The 13,727-nt window shown below is 76.4% G+C and carries 10 protein-coding genes; 2 read left to right on the forward strand and 8 right to left on the reverse strand.

Annotation, left to right across the window (positions count from 1 at the left end; all coding sequences use genetic code 11):
* Positions 1–175: 175 nt before the first annotated feature.
* On the reverse strand, positions 176–1,036 hold the full coding sequence (locus tag ACIP98_RS11360; RefSeq protein WP_319658988.1) for an aminoglycoside phosphotransferase family protein: 861 nt from the start codon (positions 1,034–1,036) through the stop codon (positions 176–178).
* Positions 1,037–1,069: 33 nt separating this feature from the next.
* On the opposite strand from ACIP98_RS11360, the gene ACIP98_RS11365 reads away from it, so the two are divergent.
* Together ACIP98_RS11365 and ACIP98_RS11370 are read left to right on the forward strand one after the other, a co-directional pair.
* On the forward strand, positions 1,070–1,426 hold the full coding sequence (locus ACIP98_RS11365) for a hypothetical protein (RefSeq protein ID WP_319658987.1): 357 nt from the start codon (positions 1,070–1,072) through the stop codon (positions 1,424–1,426).
* 2 nt (positions 1,427–1,428) lie between these two features.
* Positions 1,429–2,328, forward strand: a complete 900-nt coding sequence (locus tag ACIP98_RS11370; RefSeq protein WP_319658986.1) for a hypothetical protein — start codon at positions 1,429–1,431, stop codon at positions 2,326–2,328.
* A 30-nt stretch (positions 2,329–2,358) separates the two neighbouring features.
* On the opposite strand, the gene ACIP98_RS11375 is transcribed toward ACIP98_RS11370, so the two are convergent.
* The 7 genes from ACIP98_RS11375 to ACIP98_RS11405 form a co-directional block, all read right to left on the reverse strand.
* Complete coding sequence (locus ACIP98_RS11375; RefSeq protein WP_401975139.1) at positions 2,359–6,018, reverse strand: CHAT domain-containing protein; 3,660 nt, start codon at positions 6,016–6,018, stop codon at positions 2,359–2,361.
* Positions 6,019–6,722: 704 nt separating this feature from the next.
* The gene (locus ACIP98_RS11380; RefSeq protein WP_319658984.1) at positions 6,723–7,799 is read right to left on the reverse strand and encodes a glutamate--cysteine ligase; all 1,077 of its coding nucleotides are present in this window, start codon (positions 7,797–7,799) and stop codon (positions 6,723–6,725) included.
* 46 nt (positions 7,800–7,845) lie between these two features.
* The gene (locus tag ACIP98_RS11385) at positions 7,846–9,081 is read right to left on the reverse strand and encodes a condensation domain-containing protein (protein ID WP_319658983.1); all 1,236 of its coding nucleotides are present in this window, start codon (positions 9,079–9,081) and stop codon (positions 7,846–7,848) included.
* Between the two features lie 40 nt (positions 9,082–9,121).
* A complete protein-coding gene (locus tag ACIP98_RS11390; protein ID WP_401975143.1) occupies positions 9,122–10,030 on the reverse strand; it encodes an NAD-dependent epimerase/dehydratase family protein in 909 nt (302 codons plus the stop codon).
* Positions 10,027–11,214 carry a hypothetical protein gene (locus ACIP98_RS11395; protein WP_319658981.1) on the reverse strand — a complete coding sequence of 396 codons (1,188 nt, stop codon included), beginning with the start codon at positions 11,212–11,214 and terminating at the stop codon, positions 10,027–10,029. The genes ACIP98_RS11390 and ACIP98_RS11395 overlap by 4 nt, the downstream gene beginning before the upstream one ends.
* Entirely contained in the window at positions 11,211–12,452 is a 1,242-nt protein-coding gene (locus ACIP98_RS11400; RefSeq protein WP_319658980.1) for an aminotransferase class I/II-fold pyridoxal phosphate-dependent enzyme, read from the reverse strand. Before ACIP98_RS11400 ends, ACIP98_RS11395 begins: the two co-directional genes overlap by 4 nt.
* On the reverse strand, positions 12,449–13,714 hold the full coding sequence (locus ACIP98_RS11405) for a cytochrome P450 (RefSeq protein ID WP_401975146.1): 1,266 nt from the start codon (positions 13,712–13,714) through the stop codon (positions 12,449–12,451). The genes ACIP98_RS11400 and ACIP98_RS11405 overlap by 4 nt, the downstream gene beginning before the upstream one ends.
* Positions 13,715–13,727: the final 13 nt, after the last annotated feature.

The following is a 13,727-nucleotide window of genomic DNA, read 5'->3' on the forward strand; positions in this document are numbered from 1 at the left end:
TCGTCGCTTTGGCTCCCCGGCTGCCGCGGGCAGGCGCTATTGGTCTGCGGTGCATCCCAGCGGGCGGAGGGTCGTCAGCCGTTCTTGCAGCGGGGCTGCTGGGACGATTCGGCCATTTCCCCGGGCCGAAGGCCGGGGGGAACGCCGCGGGGCATGGGGGATGTGACAACCAGGCCTAGAACGCGTGCCAGCGCACTGTCGGGTCGTCGTCGCGCAGGGATGCCACACGGCGCCGGAACTCGGCGAGAGCCGCCGGGTTGCCGGGCGCGTGCTGGGCGACCCAGGCGCAGCTGGCGGTCTCACGGGCGCCGCGCAGGACGGCACAGCCCTCCCAGTCGCGGACGTCCCAGCCGTAGGCGGCGGTGAAGGCGTCGTAGGCCGCCGGGTCGAGGCCGTAGCGGTCCCGGCTGAGCGCCATGACGACGAGGTCGTGCTCGCGCAGATCGCTGGAGACGGTCTCCAGGTCGACCAGCACGGGCCCCTGCGGGCCGATGTGGACGTTGCGCGGCAGCGCGTCGCCGTGGATCGGCCCCGGCGCGATGTGCGGCGTCAGGGCGGCGGCCGCGGCGGCGAACCCGTCACGCCGCTCACGCAGATACGCGGCGTCGGCCGGGTCGACCGCCGTGCCCGCGAGCCGCAGCCAGCGCTCCACCCCGTCCAGCAGATCGCGGCGGGGCAGGGCGAAGTCCGGCTCCGGCAGGGCGTGCACGAGCCGCAGCAGCGCGGCCAGGTCGGCGGGCTCCGCGGGGCGCACGGTGTCCGGCAGGCGCTCCCAGTACGTCACCGGGTGGCCGTCCACGAGCCGGGCCTCCGGCTCCGCCGCCCGCACCGCGGGCACGCCGTGCGCGGCGAGCCAGGTCGCCGTGCGCAGCTCGCGGGCCGCCCGCTCCAGCAGCTCGGGACCGCGGCCGACCTTCGCGACGGCCGTGCCGTCGGCGAGTTCGAAGACCGCGTTCTCGCCGAGGGCGATCAGCTTCGCCTGGTGGTGCCCGTCCGCCGCGAGCACGGCCCGCGCGAGCTCTTCGGTGAACGCCATACGGCAATGATCGCAGATCAGTACGCTGGGCCGGTGGACGAGGCCGCGGTGATGACGTTCTGTGAGGCGCTGCCGGAGCTGCGGCGCACGGCCCGCGCCGACCCGGACGAGGCGGCCGAGGTCGAGGCGGTCGCCGAGGCCGTCCGTGCGGGCCGCGGCGACCTGATCGTGGTGGGCGACCTGGCCACGCGGCTCGGCGTCCGGCTGGACGGCCGGCGCGGCGACGCCGGGACGTACGCCACCGTGCCCGGCCTGACAGGTGGCGGCGGCGGCATCCTCCGCTACCGCTGCCCGCGCGGGATGTGCGCGCGGAGCGAGGACCCCACGGCGTCCGTCTCCGCGCCGCGCTGCGCGGTCTGGGGCGCCGAGCTGCGACGCGTGCGGTACTAGAGGTGGCCGGCCTGCTGGACGCGATAGGCGGCAAGCTCGCCGAGCGCTGGGTCGCCCTGCTCGCGCTGCCCGGCACCCTCTTCCTCGGCACCGCGTGGGCCGCCCATGTGCTCGGCGCACGACGGCCGTTCGACGCCGCACGGCTGCTGCGGGAGGCCGAACGCCCAATGCGCTGGACCGACGCCCACGGGGCCGCCGGACTGGTCCTCGTACTGGTCGCCCTGCTGCTCCTCGCCGTCGTCCCCGGGCTCGTCGTGCAGCTGCTCGCGCGCGGTGTCCAGCTCCTGTGGCTCGGGCCGTGGCCGGCCGGCGCCGGTGAACGGCTCGTCCGCAGGCGGCGTGAGCGGCGCTCCCGGGCCGACCAGCGGGTGGCGGAGCACATCCGGCGCCACGAGACCGACGGCGACCCCGCCGAACTCGCCGCCGCCCACGCGGCGGAGGCGCGCCGGGACCGCATCTCCCCGGTGCCGCCCGCCCGTCCCACCCGCATGGGGGACCGCGTCCACGCGCTGGAGCACCGCGTCGGGGAGTACTACGCCGTGCCCTTCACGGCGCTCTGGCCGAGGCTGTGGCTGGCCGCGTCCGAGGCGGACCGCGCGGAGATCCGCGCCGCCGCCGCCTCCTTCGACGCGGCGGCCCGGCTGTCCGCCTGGGGCCTGCTCTACGTCCTGCTCGCGGCGGGCACCCTGTGGTGGCCCGCCCTGATCGCCGGCGCCGCCGTCATGGCGGCGGCGTGGTGGACCGGGCGCGAACGCCTCTTCGTCCTCGCCGACCTGGCCGACGCCCTCGTCGACCTCCGCATGCGGTCCCTGGCCCGCGCGGCGGGCCTGCCCGTGCCCCCGGGGCCGGTGGCGCCGGCCACCTGGCTGGAACTCGACCTGCTGCTGCGCCGCCAGCGGTGACGGCGCGTCGGCCGCGGAGCCGCCCGGGCCTCAGCGGCCGATGTGGACGAAGGCGGCCCAGGCCTCGGGGGAACGCGCGTAGCGGGTGCGCAGGGCGCGGGTGATGTGGTTGAGGGCGCGGCCGGCGTCCAGGGAGGCGACGGCGCCGGGGGCGGGTGCCCGCAGTGCGGCGTAGAGGCGGCCGGCGAGAACGGCGGAGGCGGTGTCGCCGGCCTCCCAGAGGGCGCCGACGACCTGCGGATATCCCGCGACCTGGAAGGCGGAGGCGAGATGGACCGCTTCGTCGGGCAGCAGGCCGGTGTGGGCGGTGTGGCAGGCCAGGAGCACCGCGAGTTCGGCGTAGCGCAGCTCCTGCCGGGAGACCTCGCCGACGCTGAGTGTCCCGCCGTGCAGCGCGAGATGGCTTTCGGAAGGGTCGGCCGTGTCGCTGACGCCGTGGCAGGCGAAGTGCACCCAGCGCGCGGTGCGCAGGGCCTCCCGCGCCCGCCCGGGCGTCGCGGCCTCGCCCTCCAGGGCCCGTACGCCGCCCAGGGCGTCGGCTATCGCGGCGATCTCGCGGGCGGAGGCACCGGCGGAACCGCCGTGCCCGGTCGGCCTGCCGACCGCGAGCAGCCGGCCCCCGGTGCGGCCGGAGGGGGCCCGGCGGGCGTGCCGCAGGGCACGCAGGGTGGGGGTGTAGGAGGAGGCGACGTGGTCCAGGACGGTGCGGCGCTCCGCGAGCTGGTGCTTGCGCTGCAACCCCGCCGCGTGCAGCGGCAGGTACGCGAGCGGCCCGGAGGCGGACCACCACAGGCGCGGCGCGTCCGCCGCGGGCGCGTCCGGCGGCAGCGGCCGCGTGAGGCCGAGCGCGCGCAGCACCGGTTCCGCGGTGGTGTGCCACAGCCAGGCGAGGGTGTCCAGCACGGTCTCGCGGGCGCGTTCGTGCTCCTCGCGCGGTGCGTCCCGGCGCAGGTTCACGGCCGCCAGGAACGCTCGGGCGCGCAAGGCGAGCTGCCCCTCTGTCACCTCCAGCAGGGGGACGGCGGTGATCCGTTCCTCGGTGACGACGAGCGCGTCGCAGCGCAACCGGTCGACATTGACCACGACGACCGGGCCCTCGGCGGCGACGGCCCGCATCTCCTCCTCGGTCGGCGGCAGCAGGAAGCGCTCGAATCCCGGGCGGGCGCGGACCCGCATCAGCAACCCCTCCCACTCGGCCGCCGCGACGTGGCGTTCCAGGTGACGCCCGGTCCCCGCGTCCGCCGCGCCCGCCTCGTCCGGCGTCTCGGCCCGCCGCAGGCGCGCCGCGAGCGTCCGGAACTCCGCGGCCAGCGCCGGGTGCGCGGCGGCCAGGCCGCCGAGGTCGGCGCGGCCCTCCAGGTCCTGGTTCATCAGGACCGCGCGGCCCTGTTCCAGCAGGGCGAGCCCCTGCGCGGGCCGTCCGGCGGCGATCGCCGCCGCGCATCCCGTGCGGCTGAGGCTGGTGCCGGTCAGCGGATCCGGGCGTCCTGCGGCGTCCGGGTCGCCGGCACCGTCCGTTCCGGGCTGGGAGATGGGGTAGCGGCGTCCCAGCAGGGCGTGGTCGAGCAGGGTCCGGCGGTCGTCCCGGCCCACGGCACGTGAGGCGATCAGAGGCAGGATCTCCAGGGCGCGTTCGGCCGCGTCGGCCGCCTCGCCCCAGGCATGGCGTTCCAGGGCGTCGCCCATCGCGTTCCGGGCGGACTCGAAGCGCACCGCCGGTACGTCACTGCCGAACTCGCCCGCGAGGACGGCCTCCGCCGCGCGGATCTCGTCGGGGTCGCCGCGCACGACCGCTTCGGTGAAGTCCGCCCAGTGGCCGTACGAGGTGGCCACGCCGCCCAGCAGGTCCGCCAGGACCGGGGTCTGCAGGACGCGCCGGGCGGCCCGCCTGCTCAGCCGGCGGGCCTCGGCGGCCTGGGCGGCGTTCTGGGTCAGGCCCGCGAGGTTGGTGAGGCCGTTGGCGTACTCGACCTCGCCGGCGATGCGCCTCGGGTTGTCCTCGGGCAGCCGGTCGAGGGCGGCGCGCAGGTCCTCGCAGCAGACCCGCAGGGCGTCGACGTCCATGGCGACCATGGCCCGCATGTGATGCCACGGCGCGGCCAGGAGAACGAGGTCGGTGCGGGCGGGGGACCCGTCGGGCAGTTCGGCGAGTACGCGGTCGCCGATGGCGGTGGCCTCCTCGACGGCGGCGGCGTCCTGGTCCTTCATGTAACGCATACCGACGGCGGACATCAGCGCGCCCGCCACCTCGACGCGTTCGCGACTGCCGGGCGCGGTCTCGTCCAGGGCCGCCCGCAACCTCCGTTCGGCGTCGGCGACGAAGGCCGGGTCGAAGCCCGCTCCGGCGCCGGGGCCCTTCGCCAGCGCCTCCAGCAGGGGCGCGAGTTCGGGCGGTACGGGGATCGTGAACTGCGGGGCTGCGGCCGGTCGGGGCTCCGGCGGGTCCGGCGGCATGGAGCCGCCGGACGGCGGTGCGTCGACCGGCGCGCCGGGCGACGGAAACACCGTCCGGAGCTGCAGTGGCGGCAGCGCGGGCGCGACGCGCATCGCCATCGGCAGGAACTTCGCCGCCATCGAGCCCATCGGGCGCGGGAACCGTGAGATGGCGGACCGCAGTTGGCCCACCCGGGCCGCCTTGTCCTCGATGTGCGGCAGCAGTGGGTGGTCCGGCGGCAGCCGCCGCAGGACCTCCCCGAGCATCCGCGCGGCCTCGTCGGCGTCGGCCACATCCCAGGCCATCAGGGCGCGGGCGGTCAGCAGCGAGGCCACGTTGATCTCGTACGCGGCATCGTCGTCCGGCAGGCCCTCGGCGCGGTAGGCCTCCAGGTGCTCCATCGCCTCGTCGACGGTCTCGCGCCTCGGTGCCCACGGCAGGGTGCACATCAGGGCGGCCGCCAGTGCCAGGTGCACGGTGCGGACCTTGTGCCGGTCGCGGACCCCGCCCGAGGCCGTCTGCTCCCGCGTCGCGGCCAGGGCCAGCCGGCCGCCCCGCACGGCGACGTCCACGGCGTCCCGGTCCTGGGGATGGGCGCGCATCCAGGTGACGCCCGCGAGCACCGCGACGCGGCCCGCGTCGGGGGCGTCGACGTGCCGCGGGGACAGTCCCTCGAACGCGGCGCGGGCCCGCGGCCAGAGCCCGGGCAACTCGTCGATGGCCCCGTACTCGTACCGGATCAGCGCCTCGTGCGCGAGCCTGGCCAGCAGTCCCGGGCGGCAGAGGTCGTCCGGCGGCAGGGTGGCGAGCAGCGCGTCCACCCGCGCCTCGATGGGGTCGGCCGGGGCGAACGGCTGCTGCGCGGGCCCGCCCGGCCAGCGGGCGGCGACGGACACCAGGTCGTCGGGGGAGCGGTGCTGGGTCTGCGCGGCCAGGTGGTGGCGCACCTCCGCGGACACCCGGACGTCGCCGTACGACGTCAAGGTGCGCTCGGCCAGTTGCAGATGGAGCACGAGCCGGGCGCGCAGCGGGTGGTCCCGGGGTGCGGTGTCCAGCGCCAGCACGATCAGCGCGAGCGCGGCGGCGGCCGCGGGCTTGCGCTCGCCGCCCCAGGCGGCGCGCAGCAACTCGATGGCCGTGCGCAGCAGGCTCCCGGGGGTCGTACCGGCACCGGCGACGATCCGGTCGGTCCGCGGCGGCGCGGACACCCCGAAGCGCGCCAGCATCCGGTCCACCGCCGCGCGTGCGTCGCTCATGCACCGTCCCCCGGTCCGTGCGAGTGCCGCGTGCGCCGCATGTGCTGGGGCAGCACGCGTCCCTGGGGACGATACCGCGCCCCCGTGCTCCCCGTGACCGCCCGGTCACCCCCGGCTGCGGTGCCCGTACCTTGGACCGCCGACGGCTCCCCGGAGGACTCGCGTGCCGGCGCACACGGGCTGCGGGAGTGCGGCGTTGGGGTGCTGCCCGGGGTGTGGGCGACGGTTCCCCGGACGACGGTGACGGGGCCGCGCCGCCGGATGCTGTGGCACGCCGCTGTGTGTGCGGCGGCTGTGCATCGGCCGCCGCCGTGGGCTCCGCGACGCAGCCGCTCGGCTTTGCCGCGTGCGGCGCGCGCGGGCGCCATCTGCCCGGTTCGCGCTCTGCCGTGGGTCGTCGACGGCCTCTTGGCCGGCTACCGAGGGGCGGGCGGGTGCCGCCCGGTGCTGCCGCACGCCGCTGGGCGCGGACGCGTGCCGCGTCGCGTAGCCGGCCAGTGCCACGGTGAGGCGATTGGTGTCGGCGGGCGCGGAGGTCTCGGTGCTGTCGCACGCCGCCGGGTGTGCGGCGCCGGTGCGCCGTTGGACGGTTCGCGCGTGTGCCGCTGGTTGTCGATGGCCTCTGGCCGGGCCGCCGGAAAGCGGCGCGTCCGGGTGCCTGGTGGGGGCCCGCCGGGTGCGTCGCGGACGTTCGGGTGGCCCGGTCACGCCCGGGTACGGGCGACCGCTTCGCGGACGACCGCGACCGGGCCGCCCCGTGCGTAGGCCTCGCGCTGCCGGTGGGCGCCGGTGCCCTGGGACGTGAGGCGGTCGACGCCGGCGCGGACCGCGTACAGGTCACCGGAGTCCTTCAGCGCGCCCTCGACGTGGGAGACCAGCGCCTCGACCACGTCGTGCGCCCCCGCCGGGCGGTGCGTGTCCGGGTGCAGGAGGGCGCCGTCGAGCCCGGAGCGGCTGGCCCGCCAGGACGCCAGCCGTAGCACGTCGAGGCCGGGGCCGGGGGCCGGGCGGCCGTCCGCCCAGTCGCGGGCCGCGGTCTCCACCAGGCCCCGCACCAGTGCGGCCAGCACCACGGAGTCCTGGTAGTCCGCGCACACGTCGCAGATCCGCACCTCCACCGTCGGGAACTTCGCCGACAGCCGGACGTCGAAGTAGACCATGCCCTGGTCCTGCAGGATGCCCGTGCCCAGCAGCCGCGAGACCGCCCGGTGGTAGTCCGCGGCGGACCCGAAGCCCGCGGTCGGCCCGGCGGTCGGCCAGCGGCCGAAGACCTGGTAGCGGTAACTGGCGTAGCCGGTGTCGGTGCCCTGCCACAGCGGGGAGTTCGAGCTGAGGGCCAGCAGGGGCGGCAGCCAGGGCCGGATGCGGTCGATGACCGCGACGCCCTCCTCGTCGGAGGCGACGCCCACATGGACGTGGCAGCCGCAGGTCAGCGTCTCCTGCACGGTGAGGCCGAAGTTCTGCACCATCCTGCGGTAGCGGCCCTGCGGCGTCAGGCTCGGGGAGACGGGCGTCGGCGAGGTGCCGAGGGCAGCGATGTCCACGCCCTGGGAGGCGGCGAGCCGCGCCGCCCGGCGGCGCCAGGTGCGCAGTTCCCCGCGCAGCTGGTCGAGCGTGACGCACGGTGACGTGTTGAGTTCGAGCTGCTCCTGCTGGAGCTCCGCCACCAGTTCCCGGGCCCACTGGCTGCCGTCCAGCACGGCGTCTGCGACGGCCCGCGGCTCTGCGGTCCGCGCGTCCACCAAAAGGAGTTCTTCCTCGACCCCGACGGTGCGTGCCACGACTGTTCGATACCCGCTGAGGGCGGCGGTACCCGTGGCGGCCGGTTCAGATCCCGGTTCCGCCGTCCGTCAGGTGCTCCATGGCACGCCGGCACAGGTCCGCGGAGGCGTCCCCGTCGGTGGAGGTCACGCTGCAGAACAGCCGGCCGCCGAAGCCGATGACGATGACCAGCGGGGCGCCGGACAGGCTGGTGTGCGCCGCGCCGTGCACCGCGTACAGCCGCAGCGGCCCGTACTCCTCCGGGATGGGCATCCGGGCGTTGCTGACGGAGACGTCGAAGCGGGGCCCGCGCTCCTCGCCGCGGCGCAGCAGCGCGCCGATCGCGCGGTGCGGGACGGCGGAGGTCAGCCGGAAGACGCGGACCAGGGGCCGCAGCGCGTCCGGGGTCAGCCGGGCGTGGATGTCGGTCCGTGCGTCCCTGGCCGCCGTCCACAGGTCGTCCCCGCCGTCCGCGGAGATCACGAAGCTGGCCGCGTACAGGCCGACCGCCTCGCCCGGCGGCGGATCCAGGACCCGGCGCAGGTCCGCCGCCACCGCGATGCGCGCGGCGCGCCCCGGCGTCGCCGCCCGGGCGAAGGCCGCGCACAGCGCGGACTGCAAGGTCGTCCCCTCGGCCCGGCACCGCTTGAGCAGCAGCGCGGTCTCCTCCCGGTCCAGCGTCCACGGGTGGAACGCCAGCGGCCCGCCGCGCGGACGCGGCACCTTCACCGGGCCGCCCAGCGCACGGGCGGTCCTCAGCAGGTCGGCGGGGTTGGCCCGCGGGCCGGGGACGAGGCGGTCGGCGGGCGGGGCCAGTACGGGGCCGGTGCCGGCGACCGGGGCGGCGGCCAGGTGCGTCAGGAGGTCCCGTACCACCACGCCCGCCGACACCGCGTCCGCGACGAGGTGGTGGAAGACGGCGACGAGGTCGAAGGCCTCGCCCGCGTCCACCAGCACGAAGCGCGCCAGTGGGCCCGTGGCCGTGTCGAACGGACGCTGGAGCTCCTCCTCCACGACGCGGGGCCAGACGTCCTGCCCGGCGGCTCCCCCGGCGTCCGTGGCCCGCACCACGCGCACCGGCGGGTCCTCGGCGCCCGCCGTCGTCAGCCGTGCCTGCCACCACCCGGGGTCCGCCACCCGCACCCCGAGCAGCGGATGCCGCTCCCGCGCGAAGGCGACGGCCTCCCGCACCTGCCCGGCGGTCGTCCGGCCCGTCACCCGGGCCACGGCGGCGATGTTGACGGGGAGGCGTTCGCCCGCCGCCCAGATCACGCGTTCGTACGGCGACAGTCGACGGCGCATGACGGTCTCACCTTCCTCGGGGTGTGCATGCCGGGTCCGGTCAGCCCGTGAGGGAGGCGCGCAGGCCCTCGGCGAGCGGGGTGGCGGGACCGAAGGGCAGGGTGTCGCTGGGGGCGCAGGTCCAGGCGGGATGGCGGGCCTCGGCCACCTTGTCGGGGTTGAGCATGGAGGAGCGGCCGGCCAGGCGCGCGGCCGCCGCGGCCAGCGGGGCGGGGATGTGGACGACGCGGGGGGCGCGGCGGCGCAGGACGGCGGCGACGGCGGCGCCGATGTCGTCCCAGCGGTGCTCGGTGCCGTCGCAGACGTGGTGTGTGCCGGGGGCTGTCGCCGGGTCGGCCGCGGCGATGAGCGCGCGGCACAGGTCGTCGACATGGATGAGGCAGTAGTGCCGCGGCCCCGGCCGTCCGACGGCCGGGAGCAGTCCGGTGCGCACCGCGCCCACCAGCCGGGGCAGGAACTCCCGGTCGCCCGGGCCGTAGACGATGGGCGGCCGGATGGTGACGGCGGGCACCTGCCCGGCCGACTCGCGGAGCGCCAGTTCGCCGCCGAGCTTGCTGCGCCCGTACAGGGAGACGGGCACGGGTGGTTCCTCCGCGCGGCGCCTGCGTCCCGGACCCGAGGCGGCCAGGGAGGAGCAGTAGACCAGCCGCGGCGGCACGGGGAGTCCGGCGACGGCGTCGCGCAGCCGCCGCGTGCCGTCGGTGTTGACGGCGGTGTACGCGCGCGGGTCGGCCGACTTGGTGATCCCCGCGAGGTGGATGACCCGGTCGACGTCGCGCAGCGCGTCGTCGAGTCCCTCGCCGGTGCGCAGGTCGCCGGGGGCGAGCCGGGCCCCGGGCACCCGGCGGCCGTCGCGCACCAGGGCGGTGATCTGGTCGCCGCGTTCGGCGAGATGGCGGACGAGGTGACCGCCGACGAAACCGGTCGCGCCGGTGACCAGGTACCTCATCGGGGGCCGCCGTCGCGCACGTACAGCCGGTGGGTGCGGAAGTGGACGCCGCCCATGGCCTGGGCGTGCCGGTTGGAGCCGCGGTTGTCCTCCAGGATCCAGGACAGGTCGGTCTCGGTGTAGCCGAGCCGGTGCGCGGCGCGCTGCGCGTCCGCGAGCAGCACCGCGACCAGTCCGCGGCTGCGGTGCTCCTTGCGCACGCCCGAAGTGCCGCCCCGCACCCGGGTGATGCGGCCCATGCCGCGGGTGACGCGCAGCAGCCCCACCGGCAGCCCCCAGGTGGTGAGCCGGCCGCGTGCGGGGCGCAGCGCCTGGTTGACGTCGGGCAGCCACAGGGTGAAGGCGGCGGGCTCGCCGTCGACCTCGGCGATCCGCACCAGTTCGGGCTTGAGCACGGCCTTCAGCTGGGCCGCCATGTGCCGGAACTCCTGGTCCGTCAAAGGGACGGAGGCGTAGTTCTCGGCCCAGGCGTCGTTGTAGATGTCCTTGATGGCGGCCATCTCGTCGTCCCAGCGGGCCGGGTCCAGCGGCCGCACCGTGACCGACGGGTCGGACAGGGTGCGCTCGGCGACCCTGCGGATGCCGGCCGGCGGCTCGCCGTCGGGCGGCATCGGCACCAGCCAGGACAGCAGGTCCTTGGCCTTGCCGAAGCCGCACTCGGTCAGCAGCCGCGGGTAGTACGGCGGGTTGTACGGGATGCCCACGCTGGGCGGTCCGTCGAAGCCGTCCACGAGCAGCCCGCACTCGTCGTTGACGGAGAAGCTGAGCGGGCCGAGCATCCGGGTCAGCCCCCGCTCGGCCAGCCAGCCGGCAGCGGCGTCGAACAGCGCCGCGGCGGCCTCGGTGTCGTCCGCGCACTCGAAGAGGCCGAAGTGGCCGCAGGTGAAGTCGTGCCGTTCCTGGTAGCGCGGTTCGGAGATGACCGCGATCCTGCCGACGACGGCCTTGCCGCGCCGGGCCAGCAGCAGCCGGATCTCGGCGGTGTCGAAGGTGGGGTTGCGGCGCGGGTCGAGGAAGGCGCGCATCTCCCGCTCCAGGGGCGCGACCCAGTGCGGGTCGTCGCGGTAGAGCGCGTACGGCAGGCGGATGAAGGCGTTGGTGTCGGCCCGGCCCTCGACGGGGGAGACCGTGACGCGAGCGCCGGGGGCGGTGCGCGTGGCGGCGGCGGAGCCGGCGGCGCTCATCGGGTGGCCGCCTGGCGGGGGAGCGCGGGCAGCAGGCCGACGCGGCGGCCGGCCGCCTCGAAGGCGCCGAGGATGCGGCCGAGGTGACCGTCGGAGTGCGTGGCCTGCACGGTCACCCTGATGACGCAGCGCCCCTCGGGCACGGCGGGCGCGCCGACGGCGTTGGTGAACACGCCCTCGTCGAGCAGGGCCTGCCACATCCGGGCGCAGTCGGCGGCGTCGCCGATCAGGACGGGCACGACGGGGGTGACGGAGTTCCCGGTGTCGTAGCCGAGGTCGCGGAGTCCCGCGCGGAGCCGGTCGGCGAGCGACAGGACGCGCATGCGCCGCCACGGTTCGGTCTCGGCGATGTCGAGCGCGGCCAGTCCGGCCGCCAGCGCGGCCGGCGGCATGGAGGCGGAGAAGAGCACGGAACGGGCGGTGTAGCGCAGGTAGTCGATGACCCGGGCGGGTCCGGCGAGGAAGCCGCCGGTGGAGCCGAAGCACTTGGACAGCGTTCCGGTGAACAGGTCCACCCGGTCCAGCAGCCCGAAGTGCTCGGCCACCCCGCGGCCGCCCGCGCCGAGCAGCCCGATGTCGTGCGCGCCGTCGACGATCAGGCGCGCGCCGTGCCGGGTGGCGAGCGCGGTGAGGTCGGGCAGCCGGCACAGGTCGCCGTCCATGGAGAACATGCCGTCCGTGACGATGACCTTGCCGGCGGCCGGGTCGGCGGCCGTCGCCTGCTCCAGCAGGGTGTCCAGGTGGCCGGTGTCGGAGTGCGGGTACAGGGCGCGGCGGGCGGCGCCCAGCCGGATGCCGTCGACGAGCGAGGCGTGGTTGGCCATGTCGCTGAAGACGATGTCGCCCTTGCCCAGGAGGGCGGCGATGGCGAGGTTGGCCTGGAAGCCGGTGGTGACCACGGCGGCCGCCTCGGTGCCGAGGAAGTCGGCGACGCGGCGCTCGAGTTCGCCGTGCAGCGGCAGGGTGCCGTTGAGGGTGCGGGCCCCGGAGCAGGAGGCGCCGTAGCGGGTCAGCGCCCGTGCGGCGGCCGCGGTGACCCGCGGGTCGGTGGACAGGCCCAGGTAGTCGTTGCAGCCGGCCATCACCACCGGGCGGCCCTCGACCAGGGCCTCGCCGTCGGCCGAGGCGTGCATCGGCCGGTAGAAGGGCCGGATGCCGGTCGTCTCCATGGCCCGGACGAACGTCGACGAGGACAGGTCCTTGTCGAACACGTCGGTGGCGTCCTGGATGTCGGTCACTGGCTCGGACTCCCTTGACTGAGGGGCGAGTGGATGGGAAGACGGGCGATGTCGGCCATGCTGGGGCCGGCATGGCGCTCCGGCGGCGCCGCGGCGCGCGCCCCGGGCAGCGCGCGGGCGAAGCCCCGCGCGAAGGCCACCGCCTGAGTACGGGCCAGGTGGGACCCGAGGCAGTAGTGCAGGCCGGTGCCGAAGGCGAGCAGCCGCTGCGGGGGCCGGTCGGGGTCGAAGGCGTGCGGGTCGGGGAAGAGGAGCGGATCGCGGTGGGCGGCGCCGATGAGGGCGTGGACGACCTGTCCGGCCGGCAGGATGCGGCCCGCGAGCTCGGTGCCGGCCGCGGCGACCCGGGTCACGACGCGTCCGGGCGGGTCCCAGCGCAGTACCTCGTCGGTGAGCCGCTCGGCGAATCCGGGGTCCTGACGGATCCTTTCGGCAAGCAGCGGCCGGGTGGTCAGCGCCAGGGCCACGGCGGCCAGCAGGGCCGCCGTGGTCGGCACCCCCGCGGAGAACAGCGTGAGCAGCAGATAGCGGGCCCCGTGCGGGTCCTCGGCCGCCCACCGCGACAGCAGGTCGCCGGCGGGGCGCCGGAGGCGTTCGGCCAGCACCCGGTCGTAGCGGTCCAGCAGCGCCACGGCGGCGGCGTCCGCGCGCCGCACCACGCTGGGTGGCGCGGCCAGTTCCTCCACGCGCACCATCGCGGCGCTCTCGGCCGCCAGCCAGGCCCGGTCGACCTCGGGCGGCAGCCCGGTCAGCCCCGCCAGCACGGCGGTGGGCAGCGGACGGCACACCTCGGCGACCACGTCGGCGCTGCCGCCGCGCCGCACGGCGGCGGCGAACCGGTCGACGTACGCGGCGACGAGCGGCTCCACGAGGTTCTCCGCCGCCTCGCGCATCGCGCGCGGGGCCAGCGCGGAGTTCAACGGGCGGCGGCGCGCGGTGTGTTCGGGCGGGTCCTGCTGCAGCGGGGTCTCGCACAGCCCCACCGTGCTCGGGCTGCTCCGCCATCCCGGGCGGTGGGCGTCACGCCAGCGGGCGCCGAGAGTGCGCCAGACCCGGTCGGCGAGCACCTGTCGGCAGTCCTCGTGGCCGGTGACCAGAAGAGCGCCCCAGGGGGTCGGCACGAGCGGACCGGCCACGGCCAACGCGTCGTAGACGCGGGCGAGTTCGTCCGGTTCCACCGCCTTGCGCCACCGCCGTACGAGGCCCGCCGCGGAGCGCGCGTCGAGGGCGGGGGAGAGCGGGGGCGAGGTCAGATGGATCACGAGGGGATACGGA

Source organism: Streptomyces sp. NPDC088354 (genome assembly GCF_044753585.1).
Lineage (GTDB): Bacteria > Actinomycetota > Actinomycetes > Streptomycetales > Streptomycetaceae > Actinacidiphila.

Excerpts from the sequence above, each read along its gene's own strand:
- ACIP98_RS11360 (WP_319658988.1), bottom strand. The coding sequence starts at position 1,036 with ATGGCGTTCACCGAAGAGCTCGCGCGGGCCGTGCTCGCGGCGGACGGG.
- ACIP98_RS11375 (WP_401975139.1), bottom strand. The coding sequence starts at position 6,018 with ATGAGCGACGCACGCGCGGCGGTGGACCGGATGCTGGCGCGCTTCGGG.
- ACIP98_RS11385 (WP_319658983.1), bottom strand. The coding sequence starts at position 9,081 with ATGCGCCGTCGACTGTCGCCGTACGAACGCGTGATCTGGGCGGCGGGC.
- ACIP98_RS11390 (WP_401975143.1), bottom strand. The coding sequence starts at position 10,030 with ATGAGGTACCTGGTCACCGGCGCGACCGGTTTCGTCGGCGGTCACCTC.
- ACIP98_RS11395 (WP_319658981.1), bottom strand. The coding sequence starts at position 11,214 with ATGAGCGCCGCCGGCTCCGCCGCCGCCACGCGCACCGCCCCCGGCGCT.